The following is a 15810-nucleotide window of genomic DNA, read 5'->3' on the forward strand; positions in this document are numbered from 1 at the left end:
AGAGCCCCATGATGATCCGTTCCCTGCTTGCCGCCGGCCTGCTGGCCGCCGCCCCCGCCTTCGCGCTCGACATCAACCTGCCGCCTGAAACCGCGCTGTTCAAACCCAGCACGCTGCCGGGTTATGCGCTGGTGCAGAACAACTGCATGCTGTGCCACTCGGTGCACTACATTCAATCGCAGCCACCGGCATCGCCGCGCGCGTATTGGGAGGCCACGGTGAAGAAGATGAAGAAGCCGTTCGGCGCGCCATTCGCGGAGGCCGATATTCCCGACATGGTCGACTACCTGGTCAAGACCTACGGCGCCGAACAGGCGCCAGTTGCGCGGCCAGCCGCCACGACGAAATAAGGCGGCGCACAAGCAAAAAGGGCGATAACTCATCGAGTTATCGCCCTTCGAAATTCTTGGTGGTGATAGATGGACTTGAACCATCGACCCCAGCATTATGAATGCTGTGCTCTAACCAACTGAGCTATATCACCTGCAACGCCCAGCATTATGGGGGTTGGAGCCTAAGCTGTCAACGATGGTTCCGAAAATTTTTGAAAAATTCTGAATCGCGTCGCCAAAAGATAGTCAAATTGGTATGCTGTTTCGGTTGATGTGAGCATTTTTTTAACGGAGACAATATGGCGACCAATATCTTTGTGAACCTGCCCGTGCGCGACCTGGCCGCGTCGGTCAGGTTCTTTACGCATCTGGGCTATACCTTCAACCCGCAGTACACGGACGAGGGCGCCACCTGCATGATCGTGGCGGAGAATATTTTTGTCATGCTGCTGGTGGAGGAGCGCTTCAAGAGCTTCACGCCCAAGCCGATCTGCGATGCGCGCGCGTCGACCGAGGTGCTGGTTTGCCTGCAAGTGGAATCACGCGAGCAGGTCACGTCCATGGTCAACAAGGCCATCGAGGCCGGCGGCAGCGCCTACAAGGAGCCGCAGGACCATGGCTTTATGTACGGCCACGGCTACCAGGACCTGGACGGCCATTTGTGGGAAATCATTTATATGGATTCGGCGCCGCCGCCGAAGGCCTAACCCAGCTTCTCGGCGATCTGCGCCAGCATCGCGCTGGCCGGATCGGGACCCAGGCAGTCGAGCGTCACGCGTTCCGGCATGGAGCGCAGCCACGTCAGCTGGCGCTTGGCCAATTGGCGCGTGGCGATGATGCCGGTTTCGCGCATGGTCTTGTAGTCGATGGTGCCGTCCAGGTACTCCCACGCCTGCCGGTAGCCCACGCAGCGCATCGACGGCAGGCCGGGATGCAGGTCGCCACGGCGGCGCAGCACTTCCACTTCGGTGATCAGGTTACCGTCCGGGCCTTCTTCCAGCATGATGTCGAAGCGGCGCGCGATGCGCTCGTGCAGCACGGCGCGGTCCGACGGCTCCAGCGCGAACGACAGCAACTCGAACGGCAGCTCGGTCTTTTCCTTCAACGCCAGCAGTTCGGACATCGGCTTGCCGCTCAGGGTGCAGATTTCCAGCGCGCGCTGGATGCGCTGCGCGTCCGCCGGCGCCAGGCGGGCGGCGGTTTCGGGATCGAGTAACGCCAGCTTGGCGTGCATGGCCGGCCAGCCGACGCGGGCCGCTTCGTCTTCCAGTTCGGCGCGCAGGGCCGGATCGGCGCCGGGCAGGTCGTCCAGGCCATCGGCCAGCCCCTTGAAGTACAACATGGTGCCGCCCACCAGCAGCGGCAGTTTGCCGCGCGCGACGATCTCGTCAACCAGCCGCAGCGTATCGTTGCGGAACTGGGCCACCGAATACGAATCCAGCGGATCGATGATGTCGATCAGGTGATGCGGCGCGGCGGCGCGTTCCTCGCGTGTGGGCTTGGCGGTGCCGATGTCCATGCCGCGGTACACCAGCGCGGAATCGACCGAGATGATCTCCGACGGGATGCGCTGCGCGATCGCCAGCGCGGACGCGGTCTTGCCCGACGCCGTCGGACCCATGATGGCGACCGCCAGCGGTTTTGAAACGAGAGCGCTCATCTTATTGCCCGCGCAGGAACAGCTTGTCGAGCGCGCCGATTTCCACCTGCACCCAGGTCGGGCGGCCGTGGTTGCACTGGTCGGCGCGTTCGGTGGTTTCCATCTGGCGCAGCAGGGCGTTCATCTCCTGCGTCGACAGGATGCGGTTGGCGCGCACCGCCGTGTGGCAGGCCAGTGTGCCCAGCAGCTCGTTCTGGCGCTCGATCAGCACCCGCGAGCCGCCGAATTCGCGCACATCGCGCAGCACGTCGCGCGCCAGCGTCTGGGCGTCGGCGTTCTTGAGCAGCACCGGCACGGAGCGCACCGCCAGCGTGGTCGGCGACAGCGTGGAGATGTCGAAGCCCAGTGCCTGCAAGGTCTCCTGGTGTTCGGAGGCGGTGGCCACTTCCACCGTGTCGGCGTAGAAGGTGATGGGGATCAGCAGCGGCTGCACCTGCATTTCCTCGCCGGCGACGCGGCTGTCCAGGGCGTTCTTCAGTTGTTCGTACAGGATGCGTTCGTGCGCGGCGTGCATGTCGACCAGCACCAGGCCCTTGGCGTTCTGCGCCAGGATGTAGATGCCGTGCAGCTGCGCCAGCGCGAAGCCGAGCGGGAATTCTTCCTGCGCCATCGCCGCAGCGGAGACGGTGAACGGGCTGGCCTGCGGCAGCGCCATGTCCGATTCGGCGCGGTAGCCGGTGACGGGACCGGAGCCGCCGAACAGGGCGCCGTATTTTTCCGTGCTCTGGGCGACGCCGCCTTCGCTGCCGCCGAAGCGTTGCGCGCCGAAGCCCGCGCCGGCACTGCCTGTGCCGAAGCCGGAGCCTGCGCCGCTCGCGCCACCATCGCGCGAGCCAAACGGCGACGGCGAGAACGTTGGTGCATAGTCAGGCGCCAGCAGTGGTCCGAACGAAGCCTGCTCGCCGCGCCAGGTGGAGCTGCCCAGGCTTTCGGCCGCCGGCAGCGGCGACGGCACACTGCCGTGCGACGTGGCCGAGGTCTGCGCCAGCGCGCGCTGCACCGCGTGGAACACGAACTGGTGCACCGCACGGCTGTCGCGGAAGCGCACTTCGATCTTGGACGGGTGGACGTTGACATCCACCAGCGCCGGATCGAGATCGAGCGCCAGCACGTAGGAAGGGAAGCGGTCGCCGTGCAGCACGTCCTGGTAGGCCGCCTTGACGGCATGCACCAGCACCTTGTCGCGCACGAAGCGGCCGTTCACGTAGAAGAACTGGCCGTCGGCGCGCGCCTTGGAGGCGGTGGGCAGGCCGGTGTAGCCGTGCAGGCGCAGCGGCCCGGCGCTTTCGTCGATCGGCAGGCGCGCCTCGGCGAAGCCCTCGCCGAGAATATGCGCACTGCGCTTGGCCATCTCGCTGACGTTCCAGTGGTCGATGGTGCGGCCGTTGTGGCTCAGCGAGAACGACACGTCCGGCCGCGCCAGCGCGATGCGGCGCACGACTTCGGCGCAGTGGCCGAACTCTGTCTGCTCGGATTTGAGGAACTTGCGGCGCGCCGGCGTATTGAAGTACAGGTCCTGCACGTCGACCGTCGTGCCTTGGGCGCCGGACGACGGCGCCACCGTGCCGTTGTGCGAGCCGACGATTTCCCACGCGTGGGCGGCATCGGCGGTGCGCGAGGTCAGGGTGACGGCGGCCACCGAGGCGATCGAGGCCAGTGCCTCGCCGCGGAAGCCCAGCGTGCCGACGTTTTCCAGGTCGTCCAGCGAGGCGATCTTGGAGGTGGCGTGGCGCGCCAGCGCGAGCGGCATCTGCTCGGGCGGGATGCCACGGCCGTTGTCGGTGATGGCGATGCGTTTGACGCCGCCTTCCTCCAGCCGCACGGTGATCTGCGTGGCGCCCGCGTCCAGCGCGTTCTCCAGCAGCTCCTTGACCACGGCGGACGGCCGTTCGACCACCTCGCCGGCGGCGATCTGCGAAATCAGCTGGTCAGGCAGGGCCTGGATAGGGCGGGGCGTGCGGGGAGAGGTGTCGGGCGCGTTCATCACGAGATTATAACTGCTCGCCGCGCCCCGCCCTCTCCCCTTCGCCGCCGGGATTAGTCCTTTGGATGCTCGCGCACCGGCATCGGCGCGTTGCACAGCTCAACGTAGTGCGGCGTGAACTTGTTCCATGGGCCGCCACGGTTGCGTGCCGCGTCCACCACGTCCTTGTAGATAGGCGCGTCGCTGCGCATCACCTCCAGGTGGCTGCGTTCGGCCTCCGGCACGTCCGCCTCCAGCCGCACCGATTTGATCGGCAGGCGGGTATCCTTGGCGCCGTAGAAGCCCATGTTCTCGCTGCCGCGCGGCAGGACGGACAGCAGCGGCATGCCCGACACCACCCGGCCCACCGCCGTGATATTGCGGTCCAGGTGGCGCGGCGCGTGGCCGGTGATGGCATACAGCTCGGCGCCGTTGCCGCTGTCGGTCGCGTTGTCGCGGCCCACGCCCACCGTGCCGTAGCAGTGCGCCAGCCAGGTGGTCCTGGCCTTGGGATCGCGCCCGACCGGGAATCCGTTTGAATGGCCGATCTGCGGCGCGTAGCCGTCCAGGTCCGGCTGGCGCACGAAGTGCTTGTCGTTCGCCATCGGCACCGTGAACTCGCCCGCCACCTTGGACTTGGCCGATCCCAGCGATTTCGGCGTGGTCTCGGCGTTCGGATCGCCCCATTGCGCCACGTAGTTGTCCTGCGAGCGCAGGATCGCCAGCCCGTCGAAATACTGTTCCTTGACCATGGTCTTGATATTGGCGATGTTCTGCGGCGCGAACTCCGGCGCCAGCTCGATCACCACGCGGCCGGTGGGCAGCTCCATGTACAGGGTGTTGTTCGGGTCCAGCGGCCGCCAGTCGGACGGCTTGGACCGCTTGACGAGGTCGGCCACGCTGGGCTTGGCCGGCAGGTCGGCGGCGTGCGCAAGGGAGGCCAGGCTGATCGCCAGGACGGAGAGGGGAAGGGCGCGGAACGGGTGGGTCTGGGACATCCAATATCTCCTAGGTTGGTCGCGTCCGCTTGCTGCGGGCGGTCGGACGATTGTAAACTGCTTGGCCGAGTCTGGAAACTTCCGCCGAAGGGGCACGGGTGGTGTATGATTCCGGCGCAGACTTTATGGGAAGAATATGGATTTTATGCAATTTTTTGACATGATCCTTCATGTCGACAAGACACTGGAAGTATTGATTCAGCAATACGGAACCTTGGTCTACGCCGTGCTGTTCGCGATCATCTTTTGCGAAACCGGGCTGGTGGTCCTGTTCTTCTTCCCAGGCGACACGCTGCTGTTCATCGCCGGCGCCCTGTGCGCGCTGGGCGAAATGAATCTGTTCCTGCTGATGCTGCTGCTGATTACCGCGGCGGTCTCCGGCAACACGCTCAATTACTGGATAGGCGAGGCCATCGGGCAGCGCGTATTCACCCATGATTACCGATGGCTCAACAAGGATGCGCTGCGCCGCACCCACGAGTTCTTCGAAAAACACGGCGGCAAGACCATCGTGCTGGCGCGCTTCGTGCCGGTGGTGCGCACCTTCGCGCCGTTCGTGGCCGGCGTGTCGGACATGACCCATGCCCGCTTCCAGATGTACAACGTCACCGGCGCCGTGCTGTGGGTGGCGCTGCTGACCACGGCCGGTTACTTCTTCGGCAATATCGCCATCGTCCGCGAGCACCTGACCGAGATCGTGCTGTTCGGCGTCGGCGTCGCTGTGGTGCCGATGGCGCTGGGCGGCATGTGGAAGCTGTCGCGCCGCATGCTGGGCCGCTGAGCCCGATGTTTCATAAATAAATTCCTTTAGAAAGGCCGGCGCCGCTCAAGTTTTGCCCAAATGCATCCGTATACCAGTATGTAATTCTTTTCTTTCTGGATACACATGCGTACTTTGCTCACCCTGATTGCCTGCTGCTGCGTCCTCGCGACCGCCAGCGCCGCAAACGATCCGCTGATTTCGCCCTCGACGAAATCCTCGGTGGGTGGCAGCACGGGCTCGATCGCGTCCATCCGTCCGAGCAATCCCGGTTCTTCCAGTGCTTCCGCTTCCGGCGCGTCCTCCGCGCCGCGCAAGCTCACCGAGCGTGAGCGCGAAGCCGAGGCGGAATCCGACCTGTCGGCCAAGATCGCCGCGCGCCTGGCCATCATGCGCGCCAACCAGCAGGCGCGCGTCGCCGCCGCTGCCAGGGCCAAGAAAGCCGCCGCCGCCGCGCCGGTCGTGCCCAAGGTGTACAGCAACCACTGGTCCTACGAGGGCGAGGACGGCCCGGCCAACTGGGGCAAGATCAATCCTGAATGGTCCAAGTGCAGCACCGGCAACCGCCAGTCGCCGATCGATATCCGCGACGGCATGAAGGTGGAGCTGGAGCAGATCACCTTCGACTACCATCCCTCTTCGTTCAACGTGACCGACAACGGCCATACGGTGCAGGTCATGGTCGGCGGCGGGAATTTCATCACGGTGAACAACCGCATGTATGAGCTGATCCAGTTCCACTTCCACCGGCCGTCGGAGGAGCGCATCAACGGCAAGGGTTATGAGATGGTGGTGCACCTGGTGCACAAGGATGGCGAGGGCAAATTGGCCGTGCTGGCGCTGCTGCTGGAACGCGGCAAGCCGCAGCCGGTGATCCAGACGGTGTGGAACAACCTGCCGCTGGAGAAGCTGGAAACGATGGCGCCATCGACCGTGCTCGATCCGCTGGACCTGATCCCGGCGCGCCGCGACTACTTCACGTTTATGGGGTCGCTGACTACGCCGCCCTGCAGCGAGGGCGTGCTGTGGCTGGTGATGAAGGAGCCGGTGCAGGCGTCGCCGGCGCAGATGGCGCTGTTCAGCCGTCTCTATCCGTTGAACGCGCGGCCTATCCAGCCGGGCTCCGGCCGCATCGTCAAAGAGTCGAACTAAACTCGAATTAATCCGCCGCGATGCGGTGCTTGCCGGTCCACGTGGCGCCGGCCGCCAGCGGCCGCTGGTCGGCGCACGCCGGCTCGATGCAGACGAAGCGCAGGTATTCGTCGTCCGCCAGGTCCACCAGCGCCCTGGCGTCGTCCTGGCCCGGATTCCACACCACCCAGTTGTCGAAACCTTGCTGCTCCAGGCGCAGCGTGGCGTTGGCCGTGTTCAGCGTCAGCGTCGGCGTGGATTGGTACAGGCGGTCGAGCTTCTCGGTGAAGTGCAGCGCCGGATGCTCCTGCGTCAGCGTCTCGTTGTTATGATCGGTGCAGCGCATGTGCTGCAGGCCGCTGATGCTGGTCGCCGCCAGCTGGCCGACGTCGTAGTAGGTGTGCAGCGCCAGGCCAAACGGGAATTCCTGCGCGCCGCTGTTATGCACCGTGAACTGCGCGTCGAGCGCGTCGCCGTGCAGCGTGAAGCGCAGCGTCAGTTCGAAGGCGTGCGGCCAGGCTTGCGCGTGTTCGGGCGACAGGTCGTTTTGATTGAGGCCGAATTCCAAGAAGGACTGGCCGCCGTCGCCGCCGCTGCCGGTCAGGCGCCACGTGCTGACGCGGGCGAAGCCATGGCGCAGGCCGGGGCCGCGCACATTAAACTGCGGGAAGATCACCGGCACGCCGCCGCGTATGGCCTTGCTGCCGTCGAGCGGCGTCTGCGCGCTGACGAACAGGCGCTCCTTGCCGTCGCCGGTCTTCCATGACAGCAGGTGGGCGCCGAACAGCGACACCGTCGCCTGGCTGCCATCGGCCGCTGTGATTTGTACTGCCGGCAGTGCGCCGTATTCCGTATTCGTTACTACAGCCATGTCTCGTCCGTTTTAGTTTCAGGTCAGCCGGTTCTTTGCCAGCGGTGGGTTCTTCGCAAAATAATGCCGGATGCCCTTGACGATGGCATCGGCCAGTTGGTTCTGGTAGCCGTCGTCGAGCAGCTTGGCTTCCTCCTCCGGGTTGGAGATGAAGGCGGTTTCGATCAGGATCGACGGAATGTCCGGCGCCTTCAGCACCGCGAAGCCGGCCTGCTCGACCGAGCCTTTGTGCAGGCGGTTGATGCCGCCGATCTCGCCCAGTACCGACTTGCCCAGCTTGAGCGAATCGTTGATCTGCGCGGTGGTCGACAGGTCCAGCAGCACGCTGGCCAGTTGCCGGTCGTGGTTCTTGACGTTGACGCCGCCGATGGTGTCGGCCAGGTTTTCCTTGTCCGCCAGCCAGCGCGCCGCCGAGGAGCTGGCGCCTTTTTCCGACAGCACGAACACCGATGAACCGCGCGCGGTGGACTGCACGAAGGCGTCGGCGTGGATGGAGACGAACAGGTCGGCCTGCACCTTGCGCGCCTTGTCGACGCGGGTGCCCAGCGGGACGAAGTAGTCGGCGTCGCGCGTGAGCATCACGCGCATGTTGGGGAATTCCTCGATCTTGGTCTTCAGGCGCTTGGCGATGGCCAGCACGATGTCCTTCTCGCGGCTGCCGTTCTTGCCCGAGGCGCCGGGGTCTTCGCCGCCGTGGCCCGGGTCGAGCACCACGGTCAGCATGCGTATCAGCTTGCCGTTCTTGTCGGTTTTTTCGCTGGCGCGGGTTTGCGCCTCGGCGGTTTTCAGCTCATTGCGCAGCTCCGCGCGCGGATCGGGCTTGGTGTTGGGCTTGAGCGCATCCGGCGGCGTTTGCGGTGCGTTGGCCAGGGCCTCGGCTTCGGCCGGCTTCAGCGGCGGCATGTCTCCCTTGGGCGCGCTGCCGGTTGCGGCCGCGCCGGACGGCGGCGTTTTGCCGTCGCTCGACCAGTCGCCTTTTTCGATCATCGCGGCGATCGGGTCGACCGGCTTGACCGGGTACAGGTCGAAGATCAGGCGGTGCTTGTAGTTGCCGGCCGGGGCCAGCGTGAACACCTGCGGCGTGATTTCTTCCTTCAGGTCGAACACCAGGCGCACGACGTTGGGCCGGTTCTGGCCCACGCGCACCTGCTTGATGTACGGGTCGTTGGACTGGATCTTGGCGACCAGGCTTTTGAGCGTCGGGTTCAGCTCCAGGCCTTCGATGTCGACCACCATGCGTTCCGGGTCCTTGACGATGAAGTGGGTGGCCTTGAGCGCGGCGTCGTTTTCCAGCGTGACGCGGGTGTAGTCCTCCGCCGGCCAGACCCGCACCGCCAGGATCTGCGCGGCCCAGGCGCGCACCGGCGCCAGCACGGACAGCAGCAGCGTGGCGCCGGTCTTGAGGACGGTGCGGCGCGTAACAGCCTTGCTGTTTACATGTTGGGGGCGAATTTGAGGCGTTGAAGGCATGAGTTACCCAGTGCGGTGGTCGCCTGCAATTCTACATCACGGCCGTTGCCGGCCACAGTCAGAAACAGGTTGATATCGGCGGCAGGCAGCACGCGGTCGGCCTTTTCGGGCCATTCGACGATGCAGATGTTGTCGCCATTGAAGTCTTCACGGAAGCCGGCGTCGAGGAATTCCTCCGGGCTGCCCATGCGGTACAGGTCGAAATGGATCACGCTGACGCTGCGGCCGTCGAGCTGGATCGCGTACGGTTCGGACAAGGTGTAGGTCGGGCTTTTGACCGTGCCCACGTGGCCGGCCGCGTGCAGCAGGGCGCGGGTGAGGGCGGTCTTGCCGGCCCCCAGGTCGCCGTGCAGGTAGATCACCAGGCCGGGCGCCAGGGCGCGCGCCAGGGCCGTGCCCAGGGCGGCGGTGCCGGCTTCGTCATGGAGATGGGCTTGGAAGTGCTGCATCAATTAGAATGTCGTGTTGGTTGGATCGCCAGCCATTGTAACCGCCACCTGCTACCGATGTCCCTGCCAGTAACCAATTTAGCCGAACTTGCCCTCAGCATCAAGCGCTGGGGTGTGGAGCTGGGCTTCGCCGAAATCCGCATCACCGACATCGACCTCAGTCACGCCGAGGCGGGCCTGCAGGCGTGGCTGGACGCCGGCATGCATGGCGAAATGGACTACATGGCCACCCACGGCATGATGCGCGCCCGTCCGGCCGAGCTGGTGCCGGGCACGGTGCGGGTGATCAGCGCCCGCATGGACTATCTGCCGAGGGACACGGAAACGGGGGGCTCCCATGATTGGCGCGAGCGGGAAGCGGCTCGTCTGGCCGATCCCGGCGCCGCCGTGATCTCGGTCTACGCGCGCGGCAGGGACTACCACAAGGTGCTGCGCGCGCGCCTGCAGCAGCTGGCCGACAAGGTGAAGGCGGAAATCGGCGAATTCGGCTACCGCGTGTTCACCGACTCGGCGCCGGTCATGGAACTGCCGCTGGCCGAGAAGGCCGGCCTGGGATGGCGCGGCAAGCACACCTTGCTGCTGTCGCGCACCGCCGGGTCGATGTTCTTCATGGGCGAGTTCCTGGTCGATTTGCCGCTGCCGGTCGATGAGCCGACCGGCCGGCACTGCGGCCAGTGCTCGGCGTGCATCGACGTCTGCCCCACCCAGGCCATCCTCGGGCCGGGCAAGCTGGATGCGCGGCGCTGCATATCCTACCTGACCATCGAACTGAAAAGCGCCATTCCGCTGGAGATGCGGCCGCTGATCGGCAACCGCGTCTACGGCTGCGACGATTGCCAGACCGCCTGCCCGTGGAACAAGTTCGCGCAGCGCGCGGTGCTGCCGGACTTCGACGAGCGCCATGGCCTGGGCAGCGCCTCGATGATCGAATTGTTCGCGTGGACCGAGGAAGAATTCAACCGCAAGATGGAAGGCAGCCCGATACGCCGCATCGGCCATGAGCGCTGGCTGCGCAATATCGCGGTCGGCCTGGGCAACGCGGCGGCGGCCGGCGCCAAGGGCGATGCGGCCATCGTGGCCGCGCTGATGGCGCGCCGCGAGCACCCGTCGGCGCTGGTGCGCGAGCATGTCGAATGGGCGATCGCCCGCCACGCCTGAACTGCGCTACACTCGGGCGTTTCGATTATCAGGCCCGGGCCCATGCTTACTTCAACCAGATTCATATCGCTGCTTGCCGGCGCATCCTTCACGCTGGCCGCGCATGGCGCGAGCTTCGACGACTGGGCCGACAAGGTCGCCAACGCCAAGGTGCGCAGCGATCCTGAGCAGGCCACGCTGAAGCAGTACTTCAGCGGCAAGGAGCAGGACCAGTTGGACCGCAAGCTGACGCCCAACACCATCGTCTACCGCGCCGGTGAAGTGGCCGCGGCCAAGACCGCGCTGGCGCAGCTGGCCAGGATCGACAAGCAGTCGCTCACGCCGCAGCAGCGCGCCAGCGCCGCCAGCATCGCCTGGAATCTGCAGGGCGCGGTGGATGCGTGGCCGTATGCGGACTATAACTTCGTGTTCAACCAGTTCGGCGGTCTGCATGTGCAGCTGGTGAACTTCCTGACGCAGGCGCACCCGATCCGCAATCAGCGCGACGTGGAGAACTATCTGGTGCGCCTGAAGGCGGTGGCCGGCAAGATGGACACCGGCATCCTGCAGGCGCGCGGCCTGGGTGCGCGCGGTATCCTGATGCCGACCTTCCTGACGCAGTCCTCGATCGGGCAGCTGGACCGCTTCCTCGATGGTGGGCCGGAGAACAATGTGTTCGTCGCCACGCTGAAGCAGCGCATGGGCGGCTTGAAGGACGTGACACCGGAACAGCAGGCCCGGTTCGCGGCGGAGGCCGAGGACACCGTCAAGCGCTCGATCATCCCCGCGTTCCAGCGCGCCCGCACGATGCTGCAGGAGCAGCTGCCGCGCACCACCGAGGACGCCGGCCTGTGGCGCCTGCCCAATGGCGACAAGGCCTACGCGCTGCTGCTCAAGCAGATGACGTCCACCGACTACACGCCGGAACAGATCCACAACATCGGGCTGCGGGAAGTGGCGCGCATCGAGAAGGAGATGGACGGCTTGCTGGCGTCGCTGGGCTACACCGGCGGCACGATCAAGCAGCGCATGGCGCAGCTGGAGAAGGACTCGCAGCCGAAGGAGTCCGATCCGCGCCCGATGCTGCTGGCCCGCTACGACAGCGTGCTGCGCGACGCCGAGGCGCGCGCGAAGGAGCTGTTCGACGTCACGCCGAAGGCGCCGGTGGTGGTCAAGCGCGAGCCGCCGTTCACCGAGAAGACGGCGGCGGCGCACTACACCGGGCCGGCCAAGGATGGCACGCGGCCGGGCATCTTCTGGGCGCCGATGCCGGGGCCTGAGTTCCGCATCGTCGGCATGCGTACGCTGGTGTATCACGAAGGCGTGCCGGGGCACCACTTCCAGGTCGCGCTGCAGCAGGAGAACGACAAGCTGCCGCGCTACCGGCGCGACCGCGTGTTTGCGGTTGGCTCGGCGTATGGCGAGGGTTGGGCGCTGTATGCGGAGCAGCTGGCGGCCGAGAACAACTGGTACGAGGGCGATGTGGTGGGCCATCTGGGGCAGCTGGACGCGGAGCTGTTCCGCGCGCGGCGGCTGGTGGTGGATACTGGCCTGCACGCGATGAAGTGGACGCGCCAGCAAGGCATCGACTACGGCATCCCGGCGGCGGAAGTGGAACGCTACGTCGCGATGCCGGGCCAGGCGTGCGCCTACAAGATCGGCATGATGCGCATCCTCGACCTGCGCGCCAAGGCGCAGAAAGCGCTGGGCGACAAGTTCTCGATCAAGGCCTTCCACAACGTGGTGCTAGAAACCGGCAACGTCCCGCTGCCGGTGCTGGAGCAAGTCGTCGATGAGTGGATCGCCGCGCAAAAGGCCGCCTGATGTGAACTCGTCAGGCAGTATTGCGCCGTAGACGTCAGGAGCCTTAGTCCTTGTTTTGCTTGAAAGGCTTCTGGTGCGGATGTTCGCCGGGAAAAGTGATTTTCGCCTTGGACCAAAAGGCCCGAACCGCCGCTTCGTCGTTCGGGTCGTATGGGCAATCAGGGTCGTCCACATACTCGGGGGCTGCCGCGATCATTGCGTCAATTTGCTCCTGAGTGAAATAATTCTTCCAAATATTTTCGTGTTTCATATGAATTACCATATCTACAAGAAATTATGCGACCGCCGTCACCAATTGGAGCCCAGATAAGGGAAATAACGCGCCCGCGCAACAGTCCCAAACTACGTAGGCGCAATTCGTAATGATTGACTGAGCGATCCTCTTCTGAATACATCGGAAAATCGAAAATTGACTCCACGTCTGCGAAGTCGATTCCGTGCCGGCTTAAATTCTTACGCCGCTTGTTTTCGTCCCAGGTCAGCATGGGACGATACTGTCACTTCATGTTAGGCGCTCGTTTGAGGAGAATCAAGCGGGGTGAGGTGGAGCTTATTTCAACAGGCCGGCCAGTTCGACGGCGGTTTTGACTTGCATCTTGTCGAAGATGTGGGCGCGGTGGACTTCCACCGTGCGCATGCTGATGCCGAGCTGGTCGGCCACCACCTTGTTCATCTTGCCGGCCAGGATCAGGTCCAGCACTTCGCGCTCGCGTGCCGACAGCGTGGCCAGGCGCGCGTGCACCGCCGCCATCGCGCCGGCCTGGCGCGAGTTGGCCAGCGCTTCCTGCACACGGTCCATCAGCTGGTTGTCGTTGAAGGGCTTTTCGCAGAAGTCGAAGGCGCCCCGCTTGAGCGTGTCCACCGCCATCGGCACGTCGCCGTGCCCGGTCAGGAAGATCACCGGCATGCGCTGCGTCAGCCCGCGCGCGGACAGCTGGTCGAACACCGCCACGCCGTTCATGTCCGGCATGCGCACGTCGAGCAGCACGCAATCGCCTTCGGCGTCGAACTGGCCGGCCTCGGTGTGGGCCAGGAACTGCGCCGCGCTCTCGTACGCGCGCGAGGGGATGCCGCGCGACGTGGCCAGCCAGGTCAGGGAGTCGCGTACGACCGCTTCATCATCTACGATATGCAGCATGCTTCAAGTCTCCTGTTCCGCGGCCACCAGCATCGCCGGCAGCACGAACGTAAATATGGTGCCACCTTGCGGGTTGGCGCTGTAGGTCAGCGAGCCGCCGTGGAATTCTATCGCGGTGCGGCAGATGTTGAGCCCCATGCCCATGCCTTCCGCCTTGGTCGAGAAGAACGGCGAGAACAATCGCTGCGCCACGTCCTCCGGTATGCCGTGCCCCTGGTCGATCACCGCCACGCTGACCTGCGCGCTGGCCGCATCATACGCCGCCACCACGTTGAGCATGCGCCGCTGCGGCGGGATGTGCGCCATCGCTTCGATGGCGTTGCGGGTCAGGTTGAGCAGCACCTGCTCGATCATCACGCGGTCGGCGCGCACCGGCGGCAGGTCGGCCGGAATGCTGGCGTTGAAGGAGACGTAGGCCTGGCGCGCCTGCAGCTCGATCAGCGCGCGTATCCCTTCCAGCAGCGAGCCGATGGCCACCTCCTGCCGCTGCGGCTCGCTCTTCTTGACGAATTCGTGCACGCTGCGGATGATCTGGCCGGCCCGCTGCGCCTGCGCGCTGGCCTGTTCCAGCGCCGGCTTGAGGACGTTGCAGTCGACCGCCGTGCCGCTGTCGGCGGCGCGCCCCAGTACATTGAGCGCGCCGGTGGTGTAGCTGGAGATGGCGGCCAGCGGCTGGTTCAGCTCATGCGCCAGCATCGACGAGATTTCGCCCATCGTCGCCAGGCGCGCGCTGGCCTGCAGCTTTTCGTGCTGCTGGCGGTTCAGTTCCTCGATGCGCTTGCGGTCCGAGATGTCGAGGATGGAGCCCATCCAGCCGGTCTGCTTGCCGTCCTTGTCCACCAGCGGCGCCTCGAAGATCAGCACCGGCACGCGCTCGCCGTTGGGGCGCTGGAAGTAGGTCTCGAATTGCGGTGTGACGTTGCCCGCCAAGACGGAGGCGAAGCGGGTCTGGTATTCGGTCATCGCCTCCGGCGCCCAGTAGGGCATGGGCGGCAGCATGCCGACCAGTTCCTCGGCCGGATGGCCGACGATCTGGCAGAACGCCGGATTGACGTAGGTGATGCGGCCTTCGAGGTCGCGCGCGCGCAGGCCCGTCACCAGCGAGTTCTCCATCGCGGTGCGGAACGACATCTGCTGGCGCAGCGCGCCTTCGGCCTCCAGCCGCCGCGAGATGTGGCCCCACAAGGCCAGCAGGCTCCATAACAACCCAAGCGACAGCACGATCACCGAGCCGACCAGCAAATTGGGCAGCAGTTGCGGTTCGCTCTTGACGCTGTCCGTCACCAGCGTGATGGTGGCGCCGGGCAGGTCCAGCGCGCGCTTGTGCGTGTAGACGCCGTGCCCCGGGCCGGCGGCGGCGCGGCGCGCCAGCACCTTGTCGTCGCGGTCGATCAGCGAGACCTGGTTGTCCTGCGCGAACCACCACGGCACCATCTCGTCGAGCAGCGCGCTGGTTTGATAAGTGGCCACCAGGTCGCCCAGGTATTCGTCGCCGCGGTACAGCGGCACGTGGTAGTCCATCAGCACGGCGGCGGGGGCGGCCGACAGGTTGGGCGTCTGCGCCTCCGGCTGGGTGTACAGCGCGTGGCGGGTCTGGCGCGCCAGTTCCATGGTCGCTTGCGAGGCGGCCGACAGCTCCACCGGCGTGGCCTGCGGATCGCTGCTGGCGGCCAGCTTGCCGTCCGGCCGCAGCCAGATCACGCGCAGCAGTTCGTGGCCGTTCTTCAGCAGGCGCGCCAGCCGTTCGTGCAGCTGCCCCGGTGGCAGCTTGCCGGCGCTGATCTCGGTGCCCAGCCCGCGCAGGCTTTCCTCGTCGCGTCCCAGCTGGAAGCGGATGGTTTGTTCGACCCACAGTGTGTCGGCGATCAATTGCTCCTGCCGCTCGTTGCTCTCCATTTGGCGCGCTTGCCACGGTAGCCAGATCAGGATCGCCAAGAAGAACAGCACCAGCATGATGGGCAGCAGCCAGCGCAGCGAGGAGCTGTAATGTGCACGGCGGGGCAGGGCGGTGGCGGGTGTGCTGGTCATGGACAATCAGGGTAAAGCCTTGGGAAGGCGGCGGTATTGTGGTTTTCCA

The 15810-nt window shown here is 65.3% G+C and carries 16 protein-coding genes and 1 tRNA gene; 6 read left to right on the forward strand and 11 right to left on the reverse strand.

Annotated features, from left to right (window positions below):
* Window positions 1-8 precede the first annotated feature (8 nt).
* Window positions 9-350 carry a SorB family sulfite dehydrogenase c-type cytochrome subunit gene (gene sorB, locus GTP90_RS07765; RefSeq protein ID WP_161082956.1) on the forward strand — a complete coding sequence of 114 codons (342 nt, stop codon included), beginning with the start codon at window positions 9-11 and terminating at the stop codon, window positions 348-350.
* 57 nt (window positions 351-407) lie between these two features.
* Here the strand turns inward: sorB and GTP90_RS07770 are convergent.
* A tRNA-Met gene (locus tag GTP90_RS07770) sits at window positions 408-484 on the reverse strand.
* A 147-nt stretch (window positions 485-631) separates the two neighbouring features.
* Between GTP90_RS07770 and GTP90_RS07775 the strand changes: the two genes are divergently transcribed.
* A complete protein-coding gene (locus GTP90_RS07775; RefSeq protein WP_161082957.1) occupies window positions 632-1039 on the forward strand; it encodes a VOC family protein in 408 nt (135 codons plus the stop codon).
* Here the strand turns inward: GTP90_RS07775 and miaA are convergent.
* From miaA to GTP90_RS07790, 3 genes are read right to left on the reverse strand one after another with little or no spacing between them, the layout of a single operon-like run.
* A complete protein-coding gene (miaA, locus tag GTP90_RS07780; protein ID WP_161082958.1) occupies window positions 1036-1992 on the reverse strand; it encodes a tRNA (adenosine(37)-N6)-dimethylallyltransferase MiaA in 957 nt (318 codons plus the stop codon). The two genes, GTP90_RS07775 and miaA, sit on opposite strands and share 4 nt — an antisense overlap.
* A 1-nt stretch (window position 1993) precedes the next feature.
* On the reverse strand, window positions 1994-3976 hold the full coding sequence (mutL, locus tag GTP90_RS07785; RefSeq protein WP_161082959.1) for a DNA mismatch repair endonuclease MutL: 1983 nt from the start codon (window positions 3974-3976) through the stop codon (window positions 1994-1996).
* A gap of 53 nt (window positions 3977-4029) precedes the next feature.
* Window positions 4030-4953, reverse strand: a complete 924-nt coding sequence (locus tag GTP90_RS07790) for a peptidylprolyl isomerase (RefSeq protein WP_161082960.1) — start codon at window positions 4951-4953, stop codon at window positions 4030-4032.
* 136 nt (window positions 4954-5089) lie between these two features.
* Here GTP90_RS07790 and GTP90_RS07795 point away from each other — a divergent pair, with 136 nt between their 5' ends.
* Window positions 5090-5734, forward strand: a complete 645-nt coding sequence (locus GTP90_RS07795; protein WP_161082961.1) for a VTT domain-containing protein — start codon at window positions 5090-5092, stop codon at window positions 5732-5734.
* 105 nt (window positions 5735-5839) lie between these two features.
* Complete coding sequence (locus GTP90_RS07800) at window positions 5840-6865, forward strand: carbonic anhydrase (RefSeq protein WP_161082962.1); 1026 nt, start codon at window positions 5840-5842, stop codon at window positions 6863-6865.
* Between the two features lie 7 nt (window positions 6866-6872).
* Here the strand turns inward: GTP90_RS07800 and GTP90_RS07805 are convergent, their stop codons facing one another.
* The 3 genes from GTP90_RS07805 to tsaE are packed head-to-tail and all read right to left on the reverse strand — an operon-like array spanning window position 6873 to window position 9634.
* A complete protein-coding gene (locus GTP90_RS07805; protein WP_161082963.1) occupies window positions 6873-7715 on the reverse strand; it encodes a D-hexose-6-phosphate mutarotase in 843 nt (280 codons plus the stop codon).
* Window positions 7716-7733: 18 nt separating this feature from the next.
* Complete coding sequence (locus GTP90_RS07810) at window positions 7734-9185, reverse strand: N-acetylmuramoyl-L-alanine amidase (RefSeq protein WP_161082964.1); 1452 nt, start codon at window positions 9183-9185, stop codon at window positions 7734-7736.
* Window positions 9149-9634, reverse strand: coding sequence for a tRNA (adenosine(37)-N6)-threonylcarbamoyltransferase complex ATPase subunit type 1 TsaE (gene tsaE / locus GTP90_RS07815; protein ID WP_117011982.1), 486 nt, complete (start codon window positions 9632-9634; stop codon window positions 9149-9151). Before tsaE ends, GTP90_RS07810 begins: the two co-directional genes overlap by 37 nt.
* A 57-nt stretch (window positions 9635-9691) precedes the next feature.
* Here tsaE and queG point away from each other — a divergent pair, with 57 nt between their 5' ends.
* Together queG and GTP90_RS07825 are read left to right on the forward strand one after the other, a co-directional pair.
* Window positions 9692-10792: a tRNA epoxyqueuosine(34) reductase QueG gene (queG, locus tag GTP90_RS07820; protein ID WP_161082965.1), complete on the forward strand. Its 1101-nt coding sequence runs from the start codon at window positions 9692-9694 to the stop codon at window positions 10790-10792.
* A 42-nt stretch (window positions 10793-10834) separates the two neighbouring features.
* Window positions 10835-12595 carry a DUF885 domain-containing protein gene (locus GTP90_RS07825; RefSeq protein ID WP_161082966.1) on the forward strand — a complete coding sequence of 587 codons (1761 nt, stop codon included), beginning with the start codon at window positions 10835-10837 and terminating at the stop codon, window positions 12593-12595.
* Between the two features lie 43 nt (window positions 12596-12638).
* On the opposite strand, the gene GTP90_RS07830 is transcribed toward GTP90_RS07825, so the two are convergent.
* The 4 genes from GTP90_RS07830 to GTP90_RS07845 all read right to left on the reverse strand — a co-directional run bounded on the left by GTP90_RS07830 (window position 12639) and on the right by GTP90_RS07845 (window position 15761).
* A complete protein-coding gene (locus GTP90_RS07830; protein ID WP_175048004.1) occupies window positions 12639-12845 on the reverse strand; it encodes a hypothetical protein in 207 nt (68 codons plus the stop codon).
* On the reverse strand, window positions 12796-13080 hold the full coding sequence (locus tag GTP90_RS37575) for a BrnT family toxin (RefSeq protein ID WP_161082968.1): 285 nt from the start codon (window positions 13078-13080) through the stop codon (window positions 12796-12798). The genes GTP90_RS07830 and GTP90_RS37575 overlap by 50 nt, the downstream gene beginning before the upstream one ends.
* Before the next feature lie 65 nt (window positions 13081-13145).
* On the reverse strand, window positions 13146-13733 hold the full coding sequence (locus GTP90_RS07840) for a response regulator transcription factor (protein ID WP_161082969.1): 588 nt from the start codon (window positions 13731-13733) through the stop codon (window positions 13146-13148).
* Window positions 13734-13736: 3 nt separating this feature from the next.
* Window positions 13737-15761: a two-component system sensor histidine kinase NtrB gene (locus GTP90_RS07845; RefSeq protein WP_161082970.1), complete on the reverse strand. Its 2025-nt coding sequence runs from the start codon at window positions 15759-15761 to the stop codon at window positions 13737-13739.
* Between the last annotated feature and the right edge of the window lie 49 nt (window positions 15762-15810).

Source organism: Duganella vulcania (genome assembly GCF_009857655.1).
GTDB lineage: Bacteria > Pseudomonadota > Gammaproteobacteria > Burkholderiales > Burkholderiaceae_D > Rugamonas > Rugamonas vulcania.

What these genes read in the sequence shown, in the direction of transcription:
- sorB (WP_161082956.1), top strand. Translation starts at nt 9, where the DNA reads ATGATGATCCGTTCCCTGCTTGCCGCCGGCCTGCTGGCCGCCGCCCCC.
- GTP90_RS07775 (WP_161082957.1), top strand. Translation starts at nt 632, where the DNA reads ATGGCGACCAATATCTTTGTGAACCTGCCCGTGCGCGACCTGGCCGCG.
- miaA (WP_161082958.1), bottom strand. Translation starts at nt 1,992, where the DNA reads ATGAGCGCTCTCGTTTCAAAACCGCTGGCGGTCGCCATCATGGGTCCG.
- mutL (WP_161082959.1), bottom strand. Translation starts at nt 3,976, where the DNA reads ATGAACGCGCCCGACACCTCTCCCCGCACGCCCCGCCCTATCCAGGCC.
- GTP90_RS07790 (WP_161082960.1), bottom strand. Translation starts at nt 4,953, where the DNA reads ATGTCCCAGACCCACCCGTTCCGCGCCCTTCCCCTCTCCGTCCTGGCG.
- GTP90_RS07795 (WP_161082961.1), top strand. Translation starts at nt 5,090, where the DNA reads ATGGATTTTATGCAATTTTTTGACATGATCCTTCATGTCGACAAGACA.
- GTP90_RS07800 (WP_161082962.1), top strand. Translation starts at nt 5,840, where the DNA reads ATGCGTACTTTGCTCACCCTGATTGCCTGCTGCTGCGTCCTCGCGACC.
- GTP90_RS07805 (WP_161082963.1), bottom strand. Translation starts at nt 7,715, where the DNA reads ATGGCTGTAGTAACGAATACGGAATACGGCGCACTGCCGGCAGTACAA.
- GTP90_RS07810 (WP_161082964.1), bottom strand. Translation starts at nt 9,185, where the DNA reads ATGCCTTCAACGCCTCAAATTCGCCCCCAACATGTAAACAGCAAGGCT.
- tsaE (WP_117011982.1), bottom strand. Translation starts at nt 9,634, where the DNA reads ATGCAGCACTTCCAAGCCCATCTCCATGACGAAGCCGGCACCGCCGCC.
- queG (WP_161082965.1), top strand. Translation starts at nt 9,692, where the DNA reads ATGTCCCTGCCAGTAACCAATTTAGCCGAACTTGCCCTCAGCATCAAG.
- GTP90_RS07825 (WP_161082966.1), top strand. Translation starts at nt 10,835, where the DNA reads ATGCTTACTTCAACCAGATTCATATCGCTGCTTGCCGGCGCATCCTTC.
- GTP90_RS07830 (WP_175048004.1), bottom strand. Translation starts at nt 12,845, where the DNA reads ATGAAACACGAAAATATTTGGAAGAATTATTTCACTCAGGAGCAAATT.
- GTP90_RS37575 (WP_161082968.1), bottom strand. Translation starts at nt 13,080, where the DNA reads ATGCTGACCTGGGACGAAAACAAGCGGCGTAAGAATTTAAGCCGGCAC.
- GTP90_RS07840 (WP_161082969.1), bottom strand. Translation starts at nt 13,733, where the DNA reads ATGCTGCATATCGTAGATGATGAAGCGGTCGTACGCGACTCCCTGACC.
- GTP90_RS07845 (WP_161082970.1), bottom strand. Translation starts at nt 15,761, where the DNA reads ATGACCAGCACACCCGCCACCGCCCTGCCCCGCCGTGCACATTACAGC.